Annotated in this window: 21 protein-coding genes and 2 tRNA genes; 10 read left to right on the top strand and 13 right to left on the bottom strand. The window is 65.8% G+C overall.

Annotated features, from left to right (window positions below; genetic code table 11):
• Positions 1 to 142: 142 nt before the first annotated feature.
• Positions 143 to 913 carry a uracil-DNA glycosylase family protein gene (locus QWL29_RS23710; RefSeq protein ID WP_305825316.1) on the bottom strand — a complete coding sequence of 257 codons (771 nt, stop codon included), beginning with the start codon at positions 911 to 913 and terminating at the stop codon, positions 143 to 145.
• A 175-nt stretch (positions 914 to 1,088) separates the two neighbouring features.
• On the opposite strand from QWL29_RS23710, the gene QWL29_RS23705 reads away from it, so the two are divergent.
• Positions 1,089 to 1,520: a CBS domain-containing protein gene (locus QWL29_RS23705; protein ID WP_305825315.1), complete on the top strand. Its 432-nt coding sequence runs from the start codon at positions 1,089 to 1,091 to the stop codon at positions 1,518 to 1,520.
• A 129-nt stretch (positions 1,521 to 1,649) separates the two neighbouring features.
• Here the strand turns inward: QWL29_RS23705 and maiA are convergent, their stop codons facing one another.
• Positions 1,650 to 2,294 (bottom strand): maleylacetoacetate isomerase, encoded by a 645-nt coding sequence (gene maiA, locus QWL29_RS23700; protein ID WP_305825314.1) that lies wholly within the window; start codon positions 2,292 to 2,294, stop codon positions 1,650 to 1,652.
• A complete protein-coding gene (locus QWL29_RS23695; RefSeq protein ID WP_305825313.1) occupies positions 2,291 to 3,316 on the bottom strand; it encodes a fumarylacetoacetate hydrolase family protein in 1,026 nt (341 codons plus the stop codon). The genes maiA and QWL29_RS23695 overlap by 4 nt, the downstream gene beginning before the upstream one ends.
• Positions 3,317 to 3,412: 96 nt before the next feature.
• Here QWL29_RS23695 and QWL29_RS23690 point away from each other — a divergent pair, with 96 nt between their 5' ends.
• Together QWL29_RS23690 and QWL29_RS23685 are read left to right on the top strand one after the other, a co-directional pair.
• Positions 3,413 to 4,327 (top strand): LysR family transcriptional regulator, encoded by a 915-nt coding sequence (locus tag QWL29_RS23690; protein ID WP_305825312.1) that lies wholly within the window; start codon positions 3,413 to 3,415, stop codon positions 4,325 to 4,327.
• Between the two features lie 69 nt (positions 4,328 to 4,396).
• Positions 4,397 to 4,966, top strand: coding sequence for a gamma-glutamylcyclotransferase (locus QWL29_RS23685; RefSeq protein WP_305825311.1), 570 nt, complete (start codon positions 4,397 to 4,399; stop codon positions 4,964 to 4,966).
• Positions 4,967 to 4,999: 33 nt separating this feature from the next.
• Here QWL29_RS23685 and lpxD read toward each other — a convergent pair whose 3' ends face one another.
• From lpxD to QWL29_RS23660, 5 genes are all read right to left on the bottom strand, one after another.
• A complete protein-coding gene (lpxD, locus tag QWL29_RS23680; protein ID WP_305825310.1) occupies positions 5,000 to 6,058 on the bottom strand; it encodes a UDP-3-O-(3-hydroxymyristoyl)glucosamine N-acyltransferase in 1,059 nt (352 codons plus the stop codon).
• A 196-nt stretch (positions 6,059 to 6,254) separates the two neighbouring features.
• Positions 6,255 to 7,442, bottom strand: a complete 1,188-nt coding sequence (locus QWL29_RS23675; RefSeq protein ID WP_305825309.1) for a PA0069 family radical SAM protein — start codon at positions 7,440 to 7,442, stop codon at positions 6,255 to 6,257.
• Between the two features lie 56 nt (positions 7,443 to 7,498).
• The gene (locus tag QWL29_RS23670; RefSeq protein WP_305825308.1) at positions 7,499 to 8,134 is read right to left on the bottom strand and encodes a tRNA-uridine aminocarboxypropyltransferase; all 636 of its coding nucleotides are present in this window, start codon (positions 8,132 to 8,134) and stop codon (positions 7,499 to 7,501) included.
• Between the two features lie 52 nt (positions 8,135 to 8,186).
• Positions 8,187 to 8,753 carry an NADPH-dependent FMN reductase gene (locus QWL29_RS23665; RefSeq protein ID WP_305825307.1) on the bottom strand — a complete coding sequence of 189 codons (567 nt, stop codon included), beginning with the start codon at positions 8,751 to 8,753 and terminating at the stop codon, positions 8,187 to 8,189.
• Between the two features lie 90 nt (positions 8,754 to 8,843).
• Positions 8,844 to 11,126, bottom strand: a complete 2,283-nt coding sequence (locus tag QWL29_RS23660; RefSeq protein WP_305825306.1) for an ATP-binding protein — start codon at positions 11,124 to 11,126, stop codon at positions 8,844 to 8,846.
• 311 nt (positions 11,127 to 11,437) lie between these two features.
• Between QWL29_RS23660 and QWL29_RS23655 the strand changes: the two genes are divergently transcribed.
• Positions 11,438 to 12,739: a dienelactone hydrolase family protein gene (locus tag QWL29_RS23655; protein WP_305825305.1), complete on the top strand. Its 1,302-nt coding sequence runs from the start codon at positions 11,438 to 11,440 to the stop codon at positions 12,737 to 12,739.
• A gap of 144 nt (positions 12,740 to 12,883) precedes the next feature.
• Positions 12,884 to 14,074 carry an esterase/lipase family protein gene (locus QWL29_RS23650; protein WP_305825304.1) on the top strand — a complete coding sequence of 397 codons (1,191 nt, stop codon included), beginning with the start codon at positions 12,884 to 12,886 and terminating at the stop codon, positions 14,072 to 14,074.
• A 166-nt stretch (positions 14,075 to 14,240) separates the two neighbouring features.
• Here QWL29_RS23650 and QWL29_RS23645 read toward each other — a convergent pair whose 3' ends face one another.
• Entirely contained in the window at positions 14,241 to 16,169 is a 1,929-nt protein-coding gene (locus QWL29_RS23645; RefSeq protein ID WP_305825303.1) for a hybrid sensor histidine kinase/response regulator, read from the bottom strand.
• Between the two features lie 284 nt (positions 16,170 to 16,453).
• On the opposite strand from QWL29_RS23645, the gene QWL29_RS23640 reads away from it, so the two are divergent.
• Together QWL29_RS23640 and QWL29_RS23635 are read left to right on the top strand one after the other, a co-directional pair.
• Complete coding sequence (locus tag QWL29_RS23640; protein ID WP_305825302.1) at positions 16,454 to 18,706, top strand: ATP-binding protein; 2,253 nt, start codon at positions 16,454 to 16,456, stop codon at positions 18,704 to 18,706.
• A 13-nt stretch (positions 18,707 to 18,719) separates the two neighbouring features.
• Positions 18,720 to 19,175, top strand: coding sequence for a response regulator (locus QWL29_RS23635; protein WP_305825301.1), 456 nt, complete (start codon positions 18,720 to 18,722; stop codon positions 19,173 to 19,175).
• A gap of 10 nt (positions 19,176 to 19,185) precedes the next feature.
• On the opposite strand, the gene QWL29_RS23630 is transcribed toward QWL29_RS23635, so the two are convergent.
• Positions 19,186 to 20,859, bottom strand: a complete 1,674-nt coding sequence (locus QWL29_RS23630; RefSeq protein ID WP_305825300.1) for a response regulator — start codon at positions 20,857 to 20,859, stop codon at positions 19,186 to 19,188.
• A 181-nt stretch (positions 20,860 to 21,040) separates the two neighbouring features.
• On the opposite strand from QWL29_RS23630, the gene QWL29_RS23625 reads away from it, so the two are divergent.
• Both QWL29_RS23625 and QWL29_RS23620 read left to right on the top strand, forming a co-directional pair.
• Entirely contained in the window at positions 21,041 to 21,331 is a 291-nt protein-coding gene (locus tag QWL29_RS23625; protein WP_305825298.1) for an HNH endonuclease signature motif containing protein, read from the top strand.
• An 80-nt stretch (positions 21,332 to 21,411) separates the two neighbouring features.
• A complete protein-coding gene (locus QWL29_RS23620; protein WP_305825297.1) occupies positions 21,412 to 22,938 on the top strand; it encodes an amidase in 1,527 nt (508 codons plus the stop codon).
• A 145-nt stretch (positions 22,939 to 23,083) separates the two neighbouring features.
• On the opposite strand, the gene QWL29_RS23615 is transcribed toward QWL29_RS23620, so the two are convergent.
• The gene (locus QWL29_RS23615; RefSeq protein ID WP_305825296.1) at positions 23,084 to 24,175 is read right to left on the bottom strand and encodes a tartrate dehydrogenase; all 1,092 of its coding nucleotides are present in this window, start codon (positions 24,173 to 24,175) and stop codon (positions 23,084 to 23,086) included.
• A gap of 248 nt (positions 24,176 to 24,423) precedes the next feature.
• A tRNA-Asn gene (locus QWL29_RS23610) sits at positions 24,424 to 24,499 on the bottom strand.
• 145 nt (positions 24,500 to 24,644) lie between these two features.
• Here QWL29_RS23610 and purT point away from each other — a divergent pair.
• Entirely contained in the window at positions 24,645 to 25,856 is a 1,212-nt protein-coding gene (gene purT / locus QWL29_RS23605) for a formate-dependent phosphoribosylglycinamide formyltransferase (RefSeq protein WP_305825295.1), read from the top strand.
• Positions 25,857 to 25,928: 72 nt separating this feature from the next.
• On the opposite strand, the gene QWL29_RS23600 is transcribed toward purT, so the two are convergent.
• Positions 25,929 to 26,004: transfer RNA gene (locus QWL29_RS23600), tRNA-Asn, on the bottom strand.
• Positions 26,005 to 26,132: the final 128 nt, after the last annotated feature.

Below are 26,132 nucleotides of genomic sequence, written 5' to 3'. Positions count from 1 at the left end.
AATGATGCCGTTATCAGGAGGGTGGAGTCCATCACATTAGGGTGGACAGCTCCACCACCAGCACCAGATCATCCGTTATGCATGCGCTGCCCACGCGGTGATACGCCACGCCAGCCAGTCGCACTCGCGCCGCCACCCAGGATCACCGCCTGCGCAGCAGGTGCATCCGACTGAACAATGCCTGCATTCCTGCGTGGGCAATGAAGCTCAGGTTATAAGGATGCTCCGCCACCGCCTGTGGCAAGCGCCCAGTCTCCGGCAGCTTCCTCAACTCCTCGGCGATCTTCCCCCACAACACCAGCGTCGGCGGCTCGGCTTGTTGCGCCAGCACCTCCAGTACGACTTGCAGGAAAGGCAGCCAGGCCCGCGCATCGATCACTGGTTTCACATGCGACCTGAATACCAGCGACGCATTCAGCAACAGGAAACCCTCGGCAGTCAGGTTCGCCTGCAATTCCGGCAGCGTCCCGATCGACCCGTTCGACATGGCCGCAGCCGCCACCGGCGCCATCGCTTCGCCACCGGTTGCCTCCGGCTGGAGCTGCCCATCCGCCACCAGCAGCATCTTCATGAAGTTGCGCAGCGAGGTCGCCCGGTTCACCGGCTTCGACAGCCCGCCCGCGCTCCACAGATCGCCAACGGCCCCATCCATGAAGCAGACCCCGGTCGCGCTCTCGGCGCGCGGATACGGCCCCTCCCCTACCAGCACATAACGCACCTTGTCCAGCGGCTGGGCAAAGGCGGCGAACAGGCGGCCCTTGGTCGGCAGGTAATCGTCGATGGCCAGCGCCGGCAGGTAGCCCGGGTTGGCCTGCGCCACCGCTTCCAGCCCGCGCAGCAGGTGCGGGCGCCAGGAGGCGTCGGCAAGGCCGAGGGCATCGAGGATGGCGGCGGGGATGGTGGTCTCGGTCATCGTCTTGTTCATATCGGGCGGGCGCGAAAAAGGAAACGGATTGTAGCCCAGCCTGCGAGCAGGAGGCGCAGCGGCCGGCTGCGATTCCGCGCTTCAATCTGGCGCAGCATGGCGGCGATTCAGGGCAGGATGTCCTTCCCGCGGCCTGGCCCGCCAACCTTCAAGGAGTGCAAGGATGCAAACGATTCAAGAGGTGATGACGCGCGATGTGCAGACCATTTCCACGCAAGACAGCGTGCAGCGCGCGGCCCAGCTGATGGACGAGCTGAACGTGGGGGCGATCCCGGTGGTGGACGACGGCAAGCTGGTCGGCATGGTCACCGACCGCGACATCACCGTGCGCTCGGTGGCCATCGGCCAGGACCCGGCCAGCACCCGCGTGAACGATGTGATGAGCACCGACGTGCGCACCTGCACCGTCGAGCAGAGTGTGGAAGACGTGCTGGCGCAGATGGCCGACGTGCAGATCCGGCGCGTGCCGGTGGTCGATGGGAATGGCCAGGTCATCGGCATCGTGTCGCTGGGCGACGTGGTGACCAAGGCGCCGTCCGATGTTGAGCAGACGCTGGACGAGATTTCGACGCCGTCGGAGCCGGACCGGTCGTGACATGTCGATGATGCGGCTGCGGTGCGTGCTCAGCCATTCACGCTGTGGCGATCACCGCGTGGGCAGCGCTATCGGTGCGGATGATCGGCGTGCAGGGTGGAGCTGCCCACCCTACGGATGGGACGCGGGTTATTCCGCGTCGGGCTGCTTCGACGGATGCGCGGCGTCGAAGGCCGGCAGTTCGATGCAGTGCGCATGGATGCGCGCGATGTTCGGATAATCCTTCACATCGATGCCGAAGCGCTCGGCATTGAACACCTGCGGCACCAGGAAGCAATCGGCCATGGTCGGCGAGGCGCCGTGGCTGAAGGGGCCGGCGGCCGGGTCGCGCGCCAGGTGGGCTTCGAGGCCTGCCAGCCCTTCGCGGATCCAGTGCCGGATCCATTCGGTCTTGGCTTCCTCGCTCAGTTTCAGCTCACCCACCAGGTGGCGCAGCACGCGCAGATTGTTCAGCGGATGGATGTCGCAGGCGATGATCTGCGCCAGCTCGCGCACGCGGGCGCGGCCCGGGGCGTCGCTCGGCATCAGCGGCACCGCCGGGAAGCGTTCATCGAGGTATTCGATGATCGCCATCGACTGGGTCAGCGTGATGCGGTCGTCCTGGAAGGCCGGCACCAGGCCGCTCGGATTGATCTGGCGGTATTCCTCCTGGCGCTGCTGGCCGCCGTCCTTCAGCAGGTGCACCGGCACCGCGTCGTAGCTCAGGCCTTTCAGGTTCAGCGCGATCCGCACCCGGTAGGCTGCCGAGCTGCGGAAATACGTGTAGAGCTTCATTCCTTCCTCCCGTGATAATGCGCGACTTCGTGGTCGATGGCGCCGAAGATGCTCGCACCGGTAACGTCCAGCATTTCGATGCGGACGCTGTCGCCAAAGCGCAGGAACGGCGTTTTCGGCGCGCCGTGTTCGATGGTTTCGTACATGCGCACCTCGGCCAGGCAGCAGTAGCCGACGCCGCCATTCGCGATGCTCGAACCGTGCAAATTGCCCTGCTTGTTCGACACCGTGCCGGAACCGATGATGCTGCCCGCGCCCAGCTCGCGCGTCTTGGCAGCGTGGGCGATCAGCTGGGCGAAGCTGAAGGTCATGTCTTCGCCGGCGTTCGGCTTGCCGAACAATTGATCGTTCAGGGTGACGCGCAGCGGCAGGTGCAGCTTGCTGTCATGCCAGGCCTCGCCCAGCTCGTCCGGCGTGACAGCCACCGGAGAAAAGGCGCTGGCCGGCTTCGACTGGTAGAAACCGAAGCCCTTGGCCAGCTCGCCTGGAATCAAATTGCGCAGCGAGACGTCGTTAACCAGCATCACCAGGCGGATCGATGCGGCTGCCTGTTCGATGCTGGCGCCCATCGTCACGTCGCCGGTCACGACCGCCACTTCCGCTTCCAGGTCGATGCCCCAGTCTTCCGACAGCGCCGCGATCGGGTCGCAGGGGCCGATGAAGGCGTCGCCGCCGCCCTGGTACATCAGCGGGTCGGTGTAGAAGGAAGCCGGCACATCGGCGTTGCGCGCCTTGCGCACCAGTTCGACGTGGTTGATGTAGGCCGAACCATCGGCCCACTGGTAGGCGCGCGGCAGCGGCGAGTGGCATTCCATCTCGATAAAGGAGTCGGCCTGGTCGGCGGTGCCGTCGTTCAGCTGCTCGTAGACAGCTTGCAATTGTGGTGCAGCGCGGTCCCAGTCGTCCAGCGCAGCCTGCAGGGTGCGGGCAATCTCGGGGACGGCCTGGCAGGTAACCAGGTCGCGGCTGACGACCACTAGCGTGCCGTCGCGGCCGCCGGTCTTGAGTGTGGCGAGTTTCATGGCGATTTCCTTTGTCGTTGCATAGTTGCCGCCATTAAAGATGAAAACGGACTATCATACAAACAATATTTTCCGGCTCATTTATCGGATTATCTTATGAATCCCACCCTGCGCCAGATGCGGGCCTTCGTGGCGCTGGCCAAGACAGGCAACTTTACGCTGGCGGCGCAGTACATGCACGTCACGCAATCGGCGTTGTCCGGTTTGATCAAGGAACTCGAACAAACCCTGAACGCCCGCGTTGTCGACCGCTCCACCCGCAAGATCACGCTCACCGACATCGGCCGCGAGCTGTACCCGCTATTTAGCCAGATGATCGACGATCTCGACGGTGCGCTGGCGAACGTGGCGGACCACACGCAGCTGCGAAAAGGCATCGTCCGCATTACCGCGCCGCAACTGATGTGCTGTACCCTGCTGCCCGAAGCCATCGCCGTCTACCGGACGAAGCAGCCCGACATCGAAGTGCGCCTCGCCGATAGCGAGGTCGACAGCGTGATCGCGCGCGTGCTCTCGGGCGAATCCGACATCGGCATCGGCCCCGAGCGCGAGCCGCTGCCCCAGCTGGAAACGCGCGAACTGTTCGAGATGCCCTTCGCCCTGGTCTTCCCGCAGGGTCATCCGCTCGATAGCGCCGAACGCGTGACCTGGCAGGACGTGACGCGCTACCCCTTCATCGCCCTGCAGGGGCAATTTACCGAGCGCTTGCTGGCCGACATGCATGCCGTGCTGCGCGAAGTGCCGCTGAAACCGGCAAACGAAGTCACCTTCATGACCACGGCGCTGGCCATGGTCAGCGCCGGCCTGGGCATCACGGTCTGCCTGCCGTATGCGGAACCGCTGGCGCGCCTCTACCAGCTGCGCATGCGTCCGCTCGAAGAACCGGTGCTGACGCGGCGCTTTTATGTCTACACCCGCGCCGGGCGTTCGCTGTCGCCGGCGGCGGAAAGCTTCATTGATTTCCTGTTTCCGTATGTGGCGTCGAAACGTCGCCAGGCCGGGAGCAACTGAGGGGCTGCCTGCCCACATTGCGCAGCTGCGCTAGAATCGGGCGATCGTCGTTTTACCAGGTTCGTACCGATGTCCTACAACACCATCGCCATCAACCAGCGCATGGACAGGTTCAACAGCCACGCCAGCGTCTGGCTGTTCGGCTACGGCTCGCTGATCTACAAGGCCGATTTCCCCTTCCTCGAACGCCGCCCGGCCAGCATCGGCGGCTGGACGCGCCGCTTCTGGCAGGGCTCGCACGATCACCGCGGCACGGAAAGCGCGCCCGGACGCGTGGTCACGCTGGTGCCCGATGCGGATGCGGTCTGCCACGGCATGGCCTACCTGGTCACGCCCGAGGAATTCGCCCACCTCGACCACCGTGAAAAGAACGGCTACCTGCGCCTGGCTACCACAATCCGCTTCGAGGACGGCAGCAGCGCCGAGGGACTGGTCTACATCGCCACCCACGAAAACGCCGCCTTCCTCGGGCCGGCCAGCGAACAGGCGATCGCGCGCCAGATCGCCGAATCGCGTGGACCGAGCGGGCCGAATAGCGAATACCTGCTGGAACTGGCCAAGGCGCTGCGTGAACTGGGCAAGGACGATCCGCATGTGTTCGAGATCGAGCGGCACCTGATCGAACTGGCCGCGGCCTGACACGTGGCGTGCTACCGACTGCTGGCAGCCTGCTTATTCGTTCTGCCGCCCTGCACCCAGCGCCTTCACCGCTTTTTCGAGCGCGCGCACTTTCTCTCGCATGCTCGACAGATTGCGTACCAGCACCGCATTACGTTCCCACTCCGCATTCCTGGCAACCGGGAAGTAGCCGGTGTAGCGCCCCGGCTCGGTGAGCGAGTTCGGCACCATGGTGGCGGCGGTCACGTGGACGTTGTCGGCGATCTCGATGTGGCCGTTGATCATGGCGGCCCCGCCGAAGGTACAGTGCTTGCCGATGTTGGCGCTGCCGGCCACGCCCACGCAGCCGGCCATGGCCGTGTGCGCGCCGATACGGCAGTTGTGGCCGATCTGGATGAGATTGTCGAGCTTGACCCCGTCTTCGATCACGGTGTCGTCCAGCGCGCCGCGGTCGACCGTGGTATTCGAGCCGATGTCGACGTCTTCGCCGATCACCACGCGCCCGGTTTGCGGAATCTTGATGTAGCTGCCGCCGTCCACCGCAAAGCCGAAGCCGTCGCCGCCGATGACGGCGCCCGAGTGGACGATGCCGCGCGCGCCGATGATGCAGCGTGCGTGGAAAGTAACGTTGGCAAAGAAATGCGTGTCTTCGCCAACGATTGCCTCGCGCCCGATATAGCAGCCGGCGTCGATGACGGCGCCTGTCTTGATGACCGCCCCCGCCTCGACCGTGACATGCGGGCCGACGTGGGCGCTGGCGTCGACCCGGGCGCTGGGGTGTACGAACGCCGTCGGGTGCACGCCGGGTTCGGGTACAGGTGTGCGCAGGGCCACGAAGCATTGCGCCGCGCGCGCAAACCAGACATAGGGATTGGCGGTGACGATGCGCGCGCCTTCGTAACTGGCCGCCACCTCGGGCTCGTCGCCTGGCGTGAGGATCAGCGCCGCGGCCTGGCTGCGCGCCGCCAGGCCACGCAGCTTGCTGTTGCTCAGGAAGCTGATCTCGGACGCACCGGCACGGTCGAGCGGCGCGATGGCCGTGACCTCAATGCCGGGGTCGCCTGTCAGCTGGCCGCCGAAACGTTCTACCAGTTCGCCCAGACGGATAGCCATATTGTTCGCCACTGTCACGCTCCTCGCAGATTGATCATGTATCAATCCAGATTGGACACGCAGCCCAACCCGGCAGTTCCGCAACTCGCCAGGCGCATCAGCCCTTATCAACCATCAGCCGCTCATCGGCTGAACACCAACTGACTATCAGCTGAACATCTGCCAGGCACCAGCCTGTACCAATATAGGCCGCTCATCAGAACAAGTCCAGCTGTCCAGCTCCCTTTGCAACACCCTTTGCAGCGCCCTTGGCCGCCGCCGCCGGCACTACCAGCGGACGCCGGAATTGCGACCTGTCGAGCCGCTCGAAACGCCCGCGCAGCGCCCCCAGCCCCATGCGCTCGACGGTCTTGGTGAAACGCTGGCGGATCAGGTCGGACCAGACGCCCTCTCCGTGCATGCGCTTGGAAAAGTCCGCGTCGTAATCCTTGCCGCCGTGCATTTCGCGGATGCGGTTCATCACGCGTCCGGCGCGTTCCGGGAAGTGGGCCTCCAGCCATTGCTGGAACAGCGGATTGACTTCCCAGGGCAGGCGCAGCACCGTGTAGTGCGCGCTCACGGCGCCGGCGTCGCGCGCCGCTTCCAGGATCCGTTCGATTTCCGGCTCCGTCACAAAAGGGATGATCGGGGCCACGCTTACGCTGACAGGAATGCCGGCATCGGTGAGCGTGCGGATGGCGCGCAGGCGCCGCGCCGGGGCTGCCGCGCGTGGCTCCAGGGTGCGCGAAATGTCGGAGTCGAGCGTGGTGAGGGTGATGGCGGCGCAGGCCAGCGAACGCTCGGCCATTGGCGCCAGCAAATCGATGTCGCGCTCGATCAGCGCGGACTTGGTGACCAGCCCCACCGGATGCCGGCATTCGTGCAGCACTTCCAGTACCTCGCGCGTGAGCCGCCGTTCGCGCTCGCAGGGCTGGTAGGCGTCGGTATTCACGCCGATGGCAATGTGCTCGGGTTTGTAGCCCGGATGCGCCAGCTCGCGGCGCAGCAGCTCGGCCGCGTTCACCTTGGCGAAGATGCGGGTTTCGAAGTCCAGCCCCGGCGACAGACCGAGGTAGCTGTGCGTGGGCCGGGCGAAGCAGTAGATGCAGCCGTGCTCGCAGCCGCGGTAGGGATTCAGCGAGACCTTGAAGGGAATGTCGGGCGAGGTATTGCGCGACAGGATGGACTTAGCGATCTCGTCGGTGACCACGGTCTTGAGCGGCGGCGCAGCGCCCTCTTCCACGCGGGCCCAGCCGTCGTCGAAGCGCTCGCGGCCGTTCAGCTCGTAGCGGCCCTGCAGGTTCGATACCGCACCGCGCCCTTTCGTGGCGGCGAGCGGACGCGGCGGCAGGACGATTTCTTCCGCGCTGTATTCCCGGTCGATGGTTCTTTCGAAGTTGGCCATGCGGCACCCAATGACTGTATATTTATACAGTATGGTACGCCGCTCTTCCCGTCAATTCAAGCCTTGTCCGTATTTGACGAGCTGAGAGGCAGATCGCGTGGCAAATACGCAGCTTGTTGCCCGACAAAACCGTCGAAGGCGGCAAACAGGGCGGCATAGCGCGCCGTGTCGCCGTCGAGGTGGCCCAGCGCATGGGCGCTTGCCTCGAGCGTGGACAATTGGTCCGGCGCGTGCGCCTTGCGGATACGGTAGTTCGACGCCGGCATATCGCGCAGCGCCAGCCGCGGCAAGCTCTGCAGGGGCGGGTTCAGATGCAGCATCTTGCGGCTTTTGCGCCACGTGGCATCGAGCACGACCAGGCGCAGGCGCGCCGGCGGCGGCAAGGCATCGGCCCGTATCGCAGCGACGCCCGGCGTGTCGGGATACAACAGCAGCGGCGTGCGCCCGCCGCCATGCAGGAGCGCATCGAGTTCGCCGGCGTAGAAGGCCTCGCCCACCGCCAGCACGCTGCCTGCCAGGCTCAGGTGCAGCAGGCGCGCGCTGTTCTTGGCATTCGCCACTTCCAGCGGATGCTGCAGGATCAGCAGTTCGACGGACGACGTCACGGGCCGCACCCAGGCGCAGATGCAGGCCGACTGCGCGCGCAGGCAGGCGCCGCAGGTGACGCGGCGGGAAGGCAAAGGCTGGTTCATCGGCGGCGTGGCTTGAAAAAGGCGCCGATTGTAGCAGCCGGGCTCGGTACTTCTAGCTGGACGCGTTGCGCAGCCCCGCCAGCGCCCCGCTCCAGGCCTCCACCTGGTCCAGCATGGCGTGCACCGATTTTTCGTGGTGCGCAGCCGGCTTGAAGGTGCGCATGTTCTCGAAGTCGGCAAACAGCGACAGCATCACCTGGGCCCGCACGTCGGCCACCATCAGTTCGCCCATCACCAGGCGCAGGTTCTCGATGGCGCGCGCCCCGCCGGCGCTGCCGTAGCCGACGAAACCGGCAGCCTTGTTGTTCCATTCCTTGTACAGGAAGTCGATGGCGTTCTTCAGCGCGCCCGAGGTGGCATGGTTGTATTCGGGCGTGACGAAGACGAAACCGTCGAACTCCGCGATCTTCGCCGCCCAGGCCAGCGTGTGCGGCTGCGAATACTGGCCCATCGAGGGCGGCACCGGCTCGTCGAGCAGGGGCAAGTTGAAATCCTGGATATCGACCAGCTCGTAGTGCGCGTCCTGGCGCCCTTGCGTCATGCCCATTACCCAGCGCGCCACGTCGAGCGCCTTGCGCCCCGGGCGGGTACTGCCGACGATTACCGCAATCCTGACCATGTCACTCTCCTGTTCAATGTCCGGGAAGCGCCCCACGCCCATTCTAGTCAGCCGCAAAGGAAAGGCGCGCCGCCTTGCAGCGCGAAAAAATCAGCGCCGTCCGCTCAATCTGCCCAACAACCCAATCAATTGCTCGACGTCATAAGGCTTGGCCAGGATCTTGACGCCGGGAATCGACACGCGCCGATCGGTGTAGCCGGTGGCCAGCACGACCGGCAGCGCCGGCCAGCGTTCGCGGATTGCCGCGGCCAGGTCGATGCCGCTGACGCTGCCCGGCATGACGATGTCGGAAAACACGATGTCCACCGCCTGCCCGCCCGCCAGCTGGGCCAGCGCATCGTCGCCGCTGACGGCCACGCGCACCGCGAAGCCGGCGGCGGCGAGCGCCTCGACCACGGCTTCGCGCACCAGCACGTCGTCCTCGACGAACAGCACGCTCACGCCGGCAGCCGCGGGCGCCGCTGCCGCGCCCGTCTCAAACGGCTGGTGCGGCGGCGGCGCGACCACATCCGGCGCCGCTGTGCCGCGGGACACCCCGGCGCCCGCGCCAGCCTGGCCGGCGCCCGGCGCGACGGCATCGGCGCCGTGCGCACGCGGCAGGTAGATATGCACCCGGGTCCCCTTGCCCGGCGTGCTGTGCAGGGTCAGCAGTCCCTGCGCCTGGGTGGCGAAGGCATAGGCTTGCGGCAGGCCGAGCCCGGTGCCCTGTCCGGGCGACTTAGTGGTGAAGAAGGGATCGAGGGCGCGCGCCATCACCTCGGGCGCCATGCCCGCGCCGTCGTCGCTCACGCTCAGCCGCAGGTAGTCGCCCGGCGCCAGGCCTTCGGGCGCGTCGGGTGCGGCCAGCGTGACATTCTGGACGGCGATGCGCAGCCGGCCGCTGCCGCCCATGGCATCGCGCGCATTGATCGCCAGGTTCAGCAGCGCCAGGTCGAATTGCAGCGGCTCGACCCGCACCGGCCATAATTGGCTGTCGAATGCGGTGTCGATGACGATGCTCTCGGCCACGGCGCCGCGGATCAGTTGCAGCGCGCTCTCCAGCTGCGCAGCCGTGTCCACCGTCACCAGCCGCCCTTCCTGCACCCGGCCGAAGGAGCCGAGCTGGCCGGTGAGCGTGGTGGCGCGGGTGACGGTGCGCTTGCAGGTGTCGATCAGGCGCTGCATGTTGGCTTCCTTGGCCTGCATCGCGGCCAGCTGCAGCGCCGTCGTCAGGGTTTGCAGCAGGTTGTTGAATTCGTGCGCGATGCCGGCCGTCAGGCGCCCCAGCGATTCGAGCTTCTGGCTGCGCAGCAGGGCGCCCTGCGCCTGTTCAGTGGCGAGGATGGCTTCGTTGACGCGGTGTTCGAGGTCGCGCGTCGAGCGGCGGATCTGCTTGCTCGCCTCGACCATGCGCCAGGCCACGGTGTCGATTTCTTCCAGCCCGTGCGGGTGGTAGGGAATTTCCTCGCCGTCGGCCAGGCGGTCGGCGCAGCGGCCCAGGTATTCGATCGGGGCCACCGCGCGGCTGGCGAACCAGCGGCCGGCGGCAACCGCCAGCACCAGCAGCACGGCCATCATCCCCGCCAGCAGCGCGGCGGCCTCCATCGGCACGCGCCGGATCTCGGCGCTCGGGATGGCAATCAGGACCTTCCAGCCGGAATTCGGCACCGTCGTGACCTGGGCCCGCACCGGGACGCCGGTCAGGGTATGACTGGGAAAGACCAGGTCGCGGTCGGTGGTGGCCGCCAGCCTGCGCGTGCGTTCGCGCAGCAGGGTGCCGACGTAGTGCTTCGGCTCGCTGGAGCGGGCGGCGATGCGGCCGTTGCGGTCGAACACGGTGGCAATCCAGGCCTTCGGAAACTGCTGGCGCTCCAGCAGCTGCTGCAGGATGCCCACATGCAGGCCGAGCGTCAGGAAGTAGCGCGGCTTGCCGTCGACCAGCACCGGCACCTGCATCATGAAGTCATAGCGCTGCACCGGAGGCGCATAGAACACGTCCGACACCAGCGTGCGCGCCGCGCCGTAGCGCTCCATCAGCGCCGGCAGGTTCGAGGGATCGCGTCCCTTCAGCGCCACGCCCAGCGGGCGGCGCGTGTTCAGGATCGGCTTGCCGTCCAGGCCGTACAGCACCGCCACCGCATCCGCGGCATCGGCGGCAGCGCGGGCGTGCCGGTAGAACTCGTCGAATTCACCGGCCGCCAGCGCAGGCGACGCGGCCAGGGTGCGCAGGATGCCTTCCTGGGTACGCATCTCGTTATCGATCAGCAGGGCAAACGCGCGGCCGGTTTCGGCAATGGTGCGCTCCTGGTCCTTTTGCTGCTCGACGTAGACGTAGGCGACCGCCAGCGCCGCGCCGATGAACGAGGGCACGAGCAGGGCGACAACAAGGATCAACAGCCGGTTCCGGAAACGCATTGTGCTGGGTCCTCCTGAACCGCGGATGGATTACAAACAAGTGCCGCAGAAAAACCGGCTTATCCGATTATACAAGAGGCAAGCTTGCCCACCTGCTCATGCTTTTCGCTGCACTTTTTCCAACATCTTGAACATTCGTCATTGATATACGTAAGCATCTTTACCACACACAAAAATTTACCTCTGGAATTGCGTAAACGGATATTGCTCTCAGTGTTTTCGGTGCCTAGAATCAATTTATTCCTTCAAGCAATGCTGTCGCACCGGCAGACACTTTTCCAGAGTCGCCCATGTTCCGAGTCCGCACCGCCGCAGTCCGCAAGACCGTCACCGCCTTCCTCGCCGCCCTCGTCATGTTGCCGGGCGTGGCAATCGAACAAGAGCTACAGCTCGACTACCGCATGAACGAACGCGTCGTGCAGGTGCCTGCCGGCCGCGACAACCGCGCCATGCTGGAAACCACCGTGTTCCAGCCGAACGGCCAGGGCCCCTTCCCGCTCCTGATCATCAACCACGGCAAGGACCCGGGCAGCCCCAACGCCCAGCCGCGCGACCGCTTCTATTACATGGCCGCGGCTTTTGTGAAGCGCGGCTACGCCGTGATGGTGCCGATGCGCCAGGGCTTCGCCAACTCGACCGGGCGCTATCGCGACCGCGGCTGCGACATGACCACCAACGGCTACCTGCAGGCCGAGGACATCCGCTCGGCAGTCGAATACGCCCGCACCCAGCCCTGGATCGACAGCGGCCACATCGTCGTCGCCGGCCAGTCCTACGGCGGCCTGGCCACCATGGCGCTCGGCACCGAGCAGCTTGCCGGCGTACGCGGCCTGATCAACTTCGCCGGCGGCCTGCGCGACGACAGCGCCGGCTGCGGCTGGCGCTCGTCGCTGGTCTCGGCCATGGCCGAGTACGGCGCCAACAACAAGATCCCGAGCCTGTGGATGTATGGCGAAAACGATTCGCTGTTCGGACCGGACCTGGCGAACCGCATGCATGAAGCCTATGCGGAAGCCGGCGGCAAGGGCCGCCTGGTCGAGTTCCCTTCGTTCAAGCGCGACGCCCACGGCATGCTGGCCAGCCGCGACGGCGAAAAGATCTGGCTGAAGGACACGATCGCCTTCCTGAAGGGCGTCGGCATGCCGACCGAAGTGCTCTACAACGTGCCGCCGCCACCGACCCCGGCGCGTACCAACTACGCAACGCTGGACGACGTCGAGGCCGTGCCCTTCCTGTCGGAAAATGGCCGCCGCGCCTATGCCGACTATCTCACCAAGATGACGCCGCGCGCCTTTGCCGTGTCGCCGAGCGGCGCCTGGACCTGGGCCGAGGAAGGCGAGGCGCCGGAAGCGCGCGCCCTGGCCACCTGCTCGGCCAAGAGCAGCCAGCCCTGCAAGCTGTACTCGGTGGACGACTACGTGGTCTGGAACGGCGAACGCATCGACGCCGCCGAGCGCGCCACGATGATGGCGTCGGCCTCCACGGGCGCCCCGGCCGATCCGAACGCGCCGGGCGCGGTGGGCAGCACGGTGCCGGCGGCGCCGGCGAGCACTTCGGATACCGCGGCTGCGGTGGTTGCTGAATCGCACTGATTCACCTCGATATTTGTTTCGTCAAGCCATCTGCGCACCATTGCGGTGCGCGGATGGCGTCAATCTCCAGCGCACACGACCTGGCGCAAACCGGCGCCGGCATCCCGCTCCGACAATGTGGCAAGTGACCTCCTGGACCTTGCCATGCCGCGCCTTATCCTTCTCCTCATTTCCGCGCTGATTGCGTTTACGCTGGCTTCGCTGCCGCTTCAGTCCGCGCGCGCCGCCAAACACGATCCGATGGTGCTGGTGCACGGCTTCCTTGGCTTCGGGCCCGAACAATTTCCCGGCATCGGCTACCTGTACTGGGGCGGCTACCACGACATCGCTTCCCACCTGCGGGTCTACAAGGGTCCGCGCATGGTAGTCACCGCCACCGTTGGCGCCATCAGCCCGAACTGGGACCGCGCCGCCGAGCTGTACGCGCAAATCAAGGGCGGCTGCGTCGACTATGGCTACACGCATGCGCGCACGCCTCCCCTACAAGAGCAAAAGCCGCCCGGGAAATGCTGGGCCGCCGACCACGCCCGTAATCCCGAGGGCTATCCGCTGGCGCTGTACCCGGCCTGGGACGCCGACCATCCCATCCACCTGGTCGGCCACAGCCAGGGCGGCACCACCAGCCGCGCGCTGATCGAGCTGCTGGAGCACGGCGCGCCCGGCGAAGGCGACGGCGACCTGTACCGGGGCGGCAAGATCGGCTGGGTGCGCAGCGTCACCACGCTGTCCTCGCCGCACAATGGCACCACCCTGCGCGACGCCGTGTTCGACCTCCTGCCCCAGCTGCGCTCGCCGCTGCGCGACTGGTTCCAGGCCGGCCTGTGGAGCTGGGAACTGGCGCCCGACGGCGCGCGCAGCTTCAATGCCTGGGCGCGCACCTCGCCCTCCGTGTACTACTTTTCCATCGGCACCCAGGCCACCGAAGCCGGCGCCTGGTGCTGCAACGGCACCGACCGGGCCATCGCCCCGGTCCAGTCGTCGAATTACCAGTACCCGCGCATCGACATGTTCCCGTATTACAAAACCTATTCCGGCGAGTGGATCGTGCCGTCGGCGGCCCAGCACGGCATGGGCGGCTACACGCAAAGCGCGCCGGGCCGGGTGCGCATCGACAGCGAATGGTTCGCCAACGACGGCGTGGTGAACACGGTGAGCATGCGCGCACCCGCCGGGCACCCGGTGCGCGACTACGACGGCACGGCCGTGCGCGGCAGCTGGAACTACATCGGCACCTACCGGGGGTATGACCACTTCGACATTTTGAACTGGCCGAACAAGGGACCGTCGGCCGATCCGATCTACGAGCGGATCAGCGATATTATTTTTGGTTTGTGATTGGCGTGCTGCGGCGCTGCCGGGTTTGAGGTTTGGCTCTGATCAAGCGCCGTACCGGGTGGGCACTCGTGCCCACCCGGTGCCACCGTTGAATGTCGAAACGCTTCGCGTAGGATGGGTCGGTCCGCGTGCGGCTCGAACCACCATCTTCACGCCACCCGCCCCCTCACGCCGCCGACCTTAACGCCCGCGCCAGATCCGACAAGCGATACGGCTTGTTCACAAATGCAAATTCGTTCAGGTTGTTGTGCTCGGCCTTGAGCGCCGGCAGCGGATAGCCCGAGGCCAGGATGATTTTCATGTCCGGATACTGCTCACGCGCATGGGTCGCCAGTTCAACCCCGTTCATCCCGTTCGGCATGATCACGTCGGTGAACAGGATGTCGATGCGCCGGCTGGCCAGCAGCGCCAGCGCTTCCTGCGCGCCCGACGCCGTCAGCACCTCGTAGCCCATGCTGATGTACAGCGCCGAGGCCACATCCATCAAGTCCGGCTCGTCCTCGACGATCAGGACCATCTCGGTGCAGTCCTGCTGGGCCGGCGCATCCTGGCCCGGCGTGGCCGGCAGGTAGATGACGATCGCCGTGCCCTCGCCCGGCGCGGTGCGGATCTTCACCTCGCCGCCGGACTGCTTGATGAAGCCGTACACCTGCGACAGCCCGAGCCCGGTGCCCTTGCCCACTTCCTTCGTGGTGTAGAAGGGCTCGAAGGCGCGCTGCGCGGTTTCCGGCGACATGCCGGTGCCGGTATCGGACACCGTCACCTTCACGTAGCTGCCCGGCGCCAGGCCGTTTACTTCGCGCTCTTTCAATTCGACGTTGGCGGTCGCGATGCAGATGCGTCCGCCGTCGGGCATGGCGTCGCGCGCATTCACCACCATGTTCAGCAGGGCCGACTCGAAGCGCGCGCTGTCGATCACGGCGGCGCGGATTTCCGGTTCCAGGTACACCTCGAAGTCGATGGCGGCACTCACGGCGCGCCGCAGCACCGACTCGAAGCCCGACACCAGGCGGTTGACGCTGTGCGTTTCCGGCTGCAGCGGCTGCTGGCGCGCAAAGGCCAGCAGTTGCTGGGTGAGGGTAGCGCCGCGGTCGATGGCGCGGCGCATGCTGTCCAGGGTCTTGACGTCGGCGACGCCGCCGGCCATGCCGCCCGACATGCTGCCACGCAGCGTCAGCACCTCCAGGCCGCTCGACAACACCGACAGCAGGTTGTTGAAGTCGTGGGCGATGCCGCCGGTGAGCTGGCCGATCGATTCCATCTTCTGGGACTGGAACAGGGCGGCGTTCGCTTCGGCCAGGGCGTCGGCCGCCGCCTTTTTCTCCGTCAGGTCGCGCGTGACCTTGGCAAAGCCGATCAGTTCGCCCGACTCGTCGTGGATGGCGTCGATGATCACGTGGGCCCAGAAACAGGTGCCGTCCTTGCGCTGGCGCCAGCCTTCGGCCTCGTAGCGGCCTTCGCGCATCGCGGTGCCGAGGGCGCGCGCCGGCAGGCCGCTGGCGCGATCAAGCTCGGTATAGAAGCGCGAGAAATGCTGGCCGACGATTTCCTGCTCCGAATAGCCCTTGATGCGCTGGGCGCCCATGTTCCAGTTGCTGACCACGCCCTCGGGCGAGAGCATGTAGATGGCGTAGTCCGACACGCCCTGCACCAGCAGGCGGAAGCGCTCCTCGCTGGCGCGCAGCGCGTCGCGCGCCATTTTCTGCTCGGTAATGTCGCGCGTGATCTTGCCGTAGCCGAGCAAGGCGCCGTGCTCGTCGTAGATCGGGTCGATGATCACGCTGGCCCAGAAGCGGGTGCCGTCCTGGCGCACGCGCCAGCCCTCGGCCTCGTACTTGCCTTCGGCCAGGGCGGTCGCCAGGGCGCGCGCCGGCAGGCCGCTGGCCTGGTCTTCGGGGGTATAGAAACGCGAGAAATGCTCGCCCAGGATCTGCGAGGCCTCGTAACCCTTGAAGCGGCGCGCGCCGCTGTTCCAGCTGCTGACGTGGCCATCGGTGTCGAGCATGTAGATCGCATAGTCGCGGATGCCGGAAATCAGGTACTGGAAACGCTGTTCGTCGGTCAGGTCGTGCCGAATGGAAATTCTATTGTTCATGGACGGTGGCAGGGCGCGGCGCAGGGAGCGGGATCGGAAACGTCTTATAATAACTCCAACTTCCGTCCCGCGGCCACGCAAACCTGCCTGCCGCGCAGCGCGTCCTTCCAGCTCGTCAATACCGTTTCGGCTCGATTGCTTTGCAGATCGTTCCAGAGCATTCCAGCGCTGCCCCATTTCGCGGGAAAGTGCCGCCCCCTTTCGCCTTCCTGCATGTCTTTCAGGCTAAAATATCGGTTCCGTAACCCAGCCGTGCCTGGCTCGCATCGATCGCAGGCCCCCACATGACTTCAGGACCAACCGTACCGCTCGACCTGTCCAGCTGCGACAAGGAACCGATTCGCACGCCCGGCAGCATCCAGCCGCACGGCTTCCTGCTGACCCTGTCGCCGCAGCTGACCGTGCTGCAGGCCAGCGCCAACCTCGGCCGCTGGCTCGGCATCGAGGCCGATGCCGCGATCGAACGCCCGCTCGCTGAGGTAATCGGCGAAACCGCCGCCTCCCGGCTCGCGCCTGCGCTCGAAGGCGGCAAGCTCGGCAACCGGCCCTTCTACCTCGGCACCGTCGCCGCCGCGAATGGCCAGCACCTCGACGTCCTGGCCCATGCCTGGGACAGCGTGCTGATCGTCGAATTCGAAGCGGTCGAGCGCGATGCGCCGGCCGGTTTTCGCGAGCTGTATCCGCTGCTCGGCGACTTCCTGCTGAACGTCAACGACAAGGCCTCAGTGGAATCGCTGGCCACGCTCGCCGCCCACCACGTGCGCACCGTGACCGGCTACGGCCGCGTGATGGTCTACCAGTTCGACCCGGACGGCCACGGCCACGTCATGGCCGAGTCGAAGGAAGACGATTACGTCTCGTACATGGGCCAGCGCTTCCCGGCCTCGGACATCCCGGCCCAGGCGCGCGACCTGTACACGCTGCAGCACATCCGCCTGATCCAGGACGCCAACTACGTGCCGGCGCCGCTGGTGCCGGCGCGCAATCCCGTTACCGGCGCACCGAACGACCTGACGTTCGCGGTCCTGCGCAGCGTCTCGCCGGTGCACCTGCAATACATGCGCAACATGGGTACGCTGGCCTCGATGTCGGTCTCGCTCATCGTCAAGGGCCAGCTCTGGGGCCTGATCTCCTGCCACAACGCCGGCCCGGCCCCGCTCGAATTCGAAAAGCGCACCGCCTGCGAACAGCTGGGCCAGGTGCTGTCGCTGTGCATCGAATCGCGCGTAGACGCTGCGGACCTCACCTTTCGTCTTGATGTGCGGCGCATGATGGTGGCAATGCTCGGCAACCTCACCAAGGGAGCCGACATCATCGACAACATGCGCGGCGTCTTCCCCGAGCTGCTGCGCTTTGCGCGCGCCGGTGGAGTGGCCATCGTGGCCAACGAGCGCGTGCTGACCTACGGCGACACGCCCGACGACGAGGCCATCGACGCCATCGTCGCCTGGCTCGAACAGCAGGGGCATGGCGCCGAAGTCTTCCAGACCGATGCGCTGGGCGTGGTCTGCCCCGCCGCCGCCGGCCTGGAACGCAATGCCGCCGGCCTGCTGGCGATGTCGATCTCGCGCGTGCACAAGCACTACCTGCTGTGGTTCCGCCCCGAGCGGGTGCATACCATCGAATGGGCCGGCAATCCGCGCGCCAAGGATACCGAACCGACGCCGGACGCGCCGAGCCAGCTCAGCCCGCGCCTCAGCTTCGACGCCTGGCGCGAGGAAATCCACGGCGTCAGCCTGCCCTGGCACGTGGCCGAAGTCGAGCTCACCGGCGAATTCCGCAGCGCCCTGCTCGGCATCGCGCTCGAGCGCGCCGAACAGATGGCGGAACTGGCCGAGGAACTGGGCCGCGCCAACAAGGAACTCGAAGCCTTTTCGTATTCGGTGTCGCACGACCTGCGCGCCCCGCTGCGCCACATCGTCGGCTTTTCCGATTTGCTGCTCGAGTCGAGCGGCAGCGAAGACGCCAGCATGCGCCAGCGCTTCCTCACCAACATCAAGGAGTCGGCGCGCCTGGCCGGCAAGCTGGTCGACGATTTGCTGAGCTTCTCGCAGATGGGCCGCGCCGCCCTGCGCCCGGTGGAGGTCGACATGTCGCACCTGGTGACGTCCTGCATCGACAAGCTCGGACCCGACCTGAAGGGCCGCAACATCGACTGGCAGCTGGAACCCTTGCCGCGCATCGTGGCCGACCCGACCTTCCTGCACCTGGCCATGCTGAACCTGCTGTCGAACGCGGTGAAGTTCACCGGCGGGCGCGACCCGGCGGTGATCCGCATCTGGGCCGAGCAGGACGATGTCGAGACCGTGTTCCACGTGGCCGACAACGGCGCCGGGTTCAACATGGACTACGTGCACAAGCTGTTCGGCGTGTTCCAGCGCCTGCACCGCATGGAAGACTTCCAGGGTACCGGCATCGGCCTGGCCAACGTGCGCCGCATCGTCGAGCGCCACGGCGGCCGCGCCTGGGCCGAGTCGACCCAGGGCCAGGGCGCCACCTTCTCGTTTGCCATCCCGCGCAAACTCGCTTTACATTGATTGACAATACACTATGCTAAAACCCATCCTGCTGGTCGAAGATAATCCGCACGACCTCGAACTGACCCTGGTGGCGCTGGCGAAAAGCCAGCTCGCCAACGAGGTCGTGGTGGTGCGCGATGGTGCCGAGGCGCTCGACTACCTGATGCGCCGCGGCGAATTCGCCGAGCGCGCAGAAGGCAATCCCGCCATCACCCTGCTCGACCTGAAACTGCCGAAAGTCGACGGCCTGGAAGTGCTGGCCGAAGTGCGCAAGACCGCTTCGCTGAAAAGCATGCCGGTGGTGATGCTGACCTCGTCGAAGGAAGAACAGGACCTGGTGCGCAGCTACGAGCTGGGCGTGAACGCCTACGTGGTGAAACCGGTCGACTTCAAGGAATTCGTGCGTGCGATCGCCGACCTCGGCGTGTTCTGGGCGGTGCTGAACGAACCGCCGCCGGGCTCCTACCGCTACGTGCGCCCGACCTGAGCGGAGCGAATCAGGAGGCCGGCGCTCCGGCGGCCGGCGTACCGGCGGCCGGCGCCCCGGCAGCGATTGCGCCAGCCACGAGCGTGGACGGCTTCTTTCGCAACAAATGACGGATGCGCGCACTGAGCGCATCCGGATGATACGGTTTCTGCAGCAGGTGCACCGAAGCGTTCAGCTTCCCTTCATGCGCCAGCACCCCTTCCGCATAGCCCGATGTATACAGGATCTGCGCGTCCGGCAGGTGGCGGCGCAGCACGTCGCCCAGCTGCAAGCTGCTCACCGGCCCCGGCATGATCACGTCGGAGAACACCAGGTCGATATGGCGCCCGGTTTCGATCAGCGCCACCGCGGCAGCGGCATCGCCCGCTTCCAGCACCTCGTAGCCGAGGGCCGACAGGATCGCGCAGGTGGAATCGCGCACGTCGGCCTCGTCCTCCACCACCAGAATGGTTTCCAAGCCGCCGCATAGCGGCTGGTTCGCCGCCGGCTCGGGTACCACGGCATCGACCTTGCTGCGCGGCAGGTAGATGCGCACGCTGGTGCCCTGGCCGACTTCGCTGCGCATCAGGATCTCGCCGCCGGACTGCTTCACGAAACCATAGGCCATCGACAGGCCCAGGCCCGTACCCTGCCCCACCGGCTTGGTGGTGAAGAAGGGCTCGAAGGCGCGCTGCAGCACTTCGGGCGGCATGCCCTTGCCGGTGTCCGCGACCTCGATCATCACGTAGTCGCCTGGCGGCACCCCGGACGGTATCTCGCCATCCCTGTGCACATTCAGGGCGCGGACGGTCAACGTCCCGCTGCCGTCCATCGCGTCGCGCGCATTGATGGCCAGGTTCAGCACCACATTGTTCAGCTGGTTGGGGTCGGCCAGGATGCTGCCCAGCCCCGCTTCGATCTCGGTGACGATGCGCGCGCCGGGGCCGATCACGCGGCGCAGCATGTCGTCCATCTCGCGCAGCAGGTGGCCGGGATTGAGCACCACCGCCTGCAGCGGCTGGCGCCGCGCGAACGCCAGCAGGTGCGAGGACAGCTTGGCGCCGCGCTCGACGCCGGACAGCGCCATTTCCACGCGGGTGCGGCCGGCATCGTTCAGGCCGCCCACCAGTTTCAGCAGTTGCAAATTGCCGCCGATGATCTGCAGCACGTTGTTGAAGTCGTGGGCGACACCGCCGGTGAGCTGGCCGATCGCCTCCATCTTCTGCGCCTGGTTCAGGGCCATCTGGCTGGCGGCCAGCTCTTCCTGGCTGCGCCGCAGCGACACGAAGGCGGCATCGCGCTCGCGCCGCGCGATGCAGGCGGCGCTGTGGTACTGCACGCGCGCCACCAGCTCGCGCGGGTCCGGCCACTTGACCATGTAGTCGTTGGCGCCGGCGGCAAAGGCGCACGCCTTGATTTCGGGATCTTCTTCGGAGGACAGCAGGATAACGGGGACGTGCTCGGTTTCCGGATTGGCGCGCAGCTGGCGCGTGAATTCGAAGCCGTCGATCTCGGGCATGCGCAGGTCGACCAGCACCACGGTGCAGCCGAGCTCCGCCGCCAGGCCGACGGCGCGGCGCGCATCCGACTCGTAGCGCAGCACGTGCCTGACGCAGGTGCGCAGTCCATGCTCGATGATCTGCTGGGCGAAGGGTTCGTCGTCGATCAGGAGGATGGAACAGTTGCTGGATTCGTCTTCGATCATCCGTTCGACCTTGTCTGCTTTCAGGAGTCCGTTGTATTGTTAATATTCGGGAAGGATTGATTTTACACTAAGGAAACCAAACCGGCTCATCAAAATCGACAATTGCGGGGTCCACCCTTGCATACGGCATTTTCGCCAATACATTGTATTGACTATGTTTTTTGCCATCGACGAGGAGCGCATGACAGAGCCGGTATGCCCCCTGTGCGGCCGCGAACTGGGCACGGTCAACATCGACCGCCACCACCTCGTGCCGAAGAGCTTCAAGGGCAAGGAACAATTCCCGATCCATAAGGTCTGCCATCGGAAAATCCACTCCGCCTTCACCGAGCGCGAGCTGCTGCGCAGCTACCATACCTGGGATGCATTACGCGGCCATGACGAGATCCGCGCCTTCATCGAATGGGTCGCGCGCAAGCCGCCCGAGTTCTACACCCGTACCTTTACATCGAACGCCAAGAAGCGCAAGTAGGGAATTTTTTTCCTATACTCAAATTGCCAATAATTTGACGAATTCATTGCATAATGGACAGACCTCTTGAGGAACTGTCCATGGATTTCGCCGACTACCTGCAGCACGACGCCACCGCCCTGGCCCAGGGCATCGCCCGCGGTGAACTGATCCCCGCCGAACTCCTGCAACTGGCGCTGGCCCGCAACGCCGCCGTGCACGGCCGCATCAATGCGGTGTGCCGCCTGCTCGAGCCGCAGGCACGCGCCCAGCTGGCGCGCCCGCTCGCCGGACCGCTGGCCGGCGTGCCCTTCCTCATCAAGGACGGCGTACAGGATTTTGCCGGCGTACCGACCAGCTTCGGCAGCCGCGCGATGCGCAACTATGTGCCACGCGAACACGCTGCCGTGGTACGGCGCTACCTCGATGCCGGCCTGGTCGTGTTCGGCAAGACCAACCTGCCCGAGTTCGCACTGAAGGCGGTTACCGATCCGCAGCTCTACGGACGCAGCAGCAATCCGTGGGACCTGGGCCGTACGCCGGGCGGATCGAGCGGCGGCGCGGCGGCAGCCGTGGCGGCCGGCATCGTGCCCATGGCAGCCGGTAACGACGGCGGCGGCTCGCTGCGCATCCCGGCCGCCTGCTGCGGCCTGTTCGCGTTGCGGCCCTCGCGCGGTCGGGTCTCGAGCGGACCGGCGATCGGCGAAGTCTGGTTCGGGGCATCGAGCGAAGGCGTGCTCTCGCGCAGCGTACGCGACTCGGCGCTGGCGCTCGACATCCTGCAGGGCGCGGAGCCGGGCGACCCGTTCGTGATCGCGCCGCCAGCGGGTTCCTACGTCGAGCTGATGCGGCGCGATCCGGGCAAGTTGCGGATCGGTTTCAGCACCGCGTCGCCGATCGGCACGCCGGTGCACCCGGAAGCGGTGGCGGCGGTGCGGCGCACCGTGCAGCTGCTGCGCGGACTCGGGCACGAGGTCGAGGAAGCCGCGCCCGAGATCGACGGCCAGGCGCTGGCGCAAAGCTACCTGCACCTGTATTTCGGCCAGGTGCCGGCGATGGTGGCGCGCGGCCGGGCGCTCGGCGCCAAGGCGCGCGACGTGGAGCTGATGAGCCGCTTGCTGGTGGCGCTGGGCGGCGCCGTCTCCGGCGCGCGCCTGACGGCGCAGCTGGCGAAGTGGAACGAATTCGGGCGCGGCCTGGCGCGCTTCCACGCGCGCTACGACATGCTGCTTACGCCGACCCTGGCCAGCCCGCCCTTGCGGCATGGCGAGGGCGATCCGCCGAAGGGGGAGCAATTCGTGCTCGATCTGCTGGAGCGCAGCGGGGTGCTGGGCGTGCTGGCGCGGCTTGGCTTGCTGGAGGGGACGGTGAACCGGATTGCGCGCGACAGCTTGCGCTTCGTGCCGTTCACGCAGCTGGCCAATCTGACTGGGACACCGGCGATGTCGGTGCCCCTGTACTGGACTACCGACGGGCTGCCGCTGGGGGTGCAGTTCGTGGGGCGGTTCGGGGCGGAGGATCAGCTGCTGCAGCTGGCGCACCAGCTGGAAGGGGTGGCGCCGTGGTTCGACAGGTTAGCGCCGCTGGCGCGTGAAGGAACGTTTAAAACAAGCACCACCACGGCCTGATGCCGTTCGTAGGGTGGGCTCTTGAGCCCACGCGGTCTCATCGCGTAATGGAATGCGGCGCGTGACCCATGAATGCACGCGCCGATGTTCCACGTTACGATTCGACGTTCAACCCTGCCATACCGCGTGGGCACAAGTGCCCACCCTACGAAACCAGCTGCGCGATTGCATCACCTACTTCAATCGTCGTCGCCTGACCACCCAAATCCCCGGTCCGCGGCCCGCTACGCAGCACTTCCTCGATCGCCCCGACAATCGCATCGTGCGCCGCGCGCAAGCCAGCCGGCGCATCCGGCCCATCGGCGAGGAAGCCCAGCATCATCGCCCCCGACCAGATCATCGCAATCGGATTCGCGATCCCCTTGCCGGCAATATCCGGCGCCGAACCATGCACCGGCTCGAACAGCGAGGGAAAGGTCCGCTCAGGATTCAAATTGCCCGACGGCGCCAGCCCAATGGTGCCGGTACACGCCGGCCCCAAATCCGACAAGATGTCGCCAAACAGATTCGACGCCACCACCACGTCGAAGCGCTGCGGCTGCAGCACGAAACGCGCGGTCAAAATATCGATGTGCTGCTTGTCGACCGTCACCTCGGGATAGGCCGCGCCCACCGCATCGGCGCGCCCGTCCCACCACGGCATGCTGATCGCGATACCGTTCGACTTGGTCGCCACCGTCAGCTGCTTGCGCGCGCGCGACTGCGCCAGCTCGTAGGCATACTTCAGCACGCGGTCCGCGCCGTGACGCGAGAACACCGATTCCTGGATCACCACTTCGCGCTCGGTGCCTGGGAACATGATGCCGCCCAGGTTGGTGTACTCGCCCTCGGTATTCTCGCGCACCACGAAGAAGTCGATGTCGCCCGGCTTGCGGTTCGCCAGCGGGCAAGGTACGCCTTCGAACAAACGCACCGGACGCAGGTTGATGTACTGGTCGAATTCGCGCCGGAACTTCAGCAGCGAACCCCAGAGCGAAATATGGTCGGGCACCGTCGCCGGCCAGCCGACCGCACCGAAGTAGATCGCATCCATGCCGGAGAGCTCCGCTTTCCAGTCGGGCGGCATCATCTCGCCGGTCTTCAGGTAGTAATCGCAGCTGGCCCATTCGAACTCGGTGAATTCGAGCGCGATGCCGAAGCGTTTCGCGACCGCTTCCAGGACCTTCAAGCCTTCCGGCAGGACTTCCTTGCCGATGCCGTCGCCGGCGATTGCGGCGATCTTGAAACTGCGTGTCATCTGAGGCTTTCAATCGGGGGAAAGGATGATCGTAGCAGTCTTTGCATCCCTTCGCAGAGAGGCCCAAGCAGGAGGAGCACAAACGAAAAAGGCCGCGGTGAACGCGGCCTTTTACTTTACTACCNTTTCAATCGGGGGAAAGGATGATCGTAGCAGTCTTTGCATCCCTTCGCAGAGAGGCCCAAGCAGGAGGAGCACAAACGAAAAAGGCCGCGGTGAACGCGGCCTTTTACTTTACTACCATATTCTGGCTCCCCGACCTGGACTCGAACCAGGGACCTGCGGATTAACAGTCCGTCGCTCTACCAACTGAGCTATCAGGGAATTGAGGCAATATTATAGCCGGCCATTTCCAATTTAGCCAGTCCCGTACGAAAAAACCAATCTTGCACGGATTTGCACCTGCGGCCTCACGCTTTGCTATAGTCGCGGAACCCTGGCCGCAGGCGCCAGCATCCACTCGAAAACCATGACTACTCCCCGCATTCTCGGCACCCCCCTCTCTCCTTCCGCCACGCGCGTGATGCTGCTCGGCTCCGGCGAACTCGGCAAGGAAGTGATCATCGCGCTGCAGCGCCTCGGCGTCGAAGTGATCGCCGTCGACCGCTATCCGAACGCACCCGGTCACCAGGTTGCGCACCGCGCCCACGTGATCGACATGACCGACGGCGATGCCCTGGCCGCCCTCATCGCGCAGGAGCAGCCCGACCTTGTGATCCCCGAGATCGAGGCGATCGCCACCGACAAGCTGGCCGAACTCGAAGCGTCCGGCGCCATCACCTGCATCCCGACCGCGCGCGCGGCCCAACTGACCATGAACCGCGAAGGCATCCGCCGCCTCGCCGCCGAGGAACTCGGTCTCGCCACCTCGCCCTACCGCTTCGCCAGCAGCCTGGATGAACTCGAAGCGGCCTGCGCCGCCGTCGGCTTCCCCTGCGTGGTGAAACCGGTGATGTCGTCGTCGGGCAAGGGCCAGTCCAAGCTCGACGGCGCAGGCGACGTGCGCGCTGCCTGGGACTACGCGGCCGCCGGCGGCCGGGTCGACAGCGGCCGCGTGATCGCCGAAGGCTTCATCGACTTCGACTACGAGATCACGCTGCTGACGGTGCGTTCGCTCGGCGCCGACGGCCAGGTTGAAACGGCATTTTGCGAACCGATCGGCCACAAGCAGGTACAGGGCGACTACGTCGAATCCTGGCAGCCGCATCCGATGAGCGCGCTGGCCCTGGAGCGTTCGCGCGAGATCGCAGCCAAGGTCACGGGCAACCTGGGCGGCCTGGGCGTGTTCGGCGTCGAGCTGTTCGTGAAGGGCGACATGGTGTGGTTCTCGGAAGTGAGCCCGCGCCCGCACGATACCGGCATGGTGACCATGGCAACCCAGGTGCAGAGCGAGTTCGAGCTGCATGCCAAGGCGGTGCTGGGCCTGCCGGTCGACACGCTGCTCCGCGCGCCGGGCGCCTCGGCCGTCATCTACGGCCAGCTCGACGAACAAGGGATTGCCTTCGAAGGCGTGGCCGAGGCCCTGCGCGTGCCAGGTGCGGATATCCGCCTGTTCGGCAAGCCGGAATCGTTTGCGCGGCGGCGCATGGGCGTGGCGCTGGCCACCGCCGGGGATATCGAAACAGCCCGCGAGCGCGCACTGGAAGCGGCGTCGCGCGTGAAACCGGTGTCGGGAAAATAAAAGGTGAGCCGGGCGTCCTGCCCGGCCATAACGAAAAAGGCCGCATCTTTCGACGCGGCCTTTTTTATATTCTGGCTCCCCGACCTGGACTCGAACCAGGGACCTGCGGATTAACAGTCCGTCGCTCTACCGACTGAGCTATCAGGGAATTGATGGATCGAATTATAACTGCTCAGCAGCATTCCGCAAAGGGCGATACGTCGAATCGTGCGTAGCGCCGGGTCGGAGGCGCAACCGTATCTATGGACTCCACCCGTTTTGCAAGAAGAAGATTGA

The organism is Massilia brevitalea (assembly GCF_030711405.1).
Classification (GTDB): Bacteria; Pseudomonadota; Gammaproteobacteria; order Burkholderiales; family Burkholderiaceae_D; genus Telluria; species Telluria brevitalea.
Note: the sequence above shows the minus strand (reverse complement) of the source record. Positions and strands in the feature narration are given on the sequence as shown.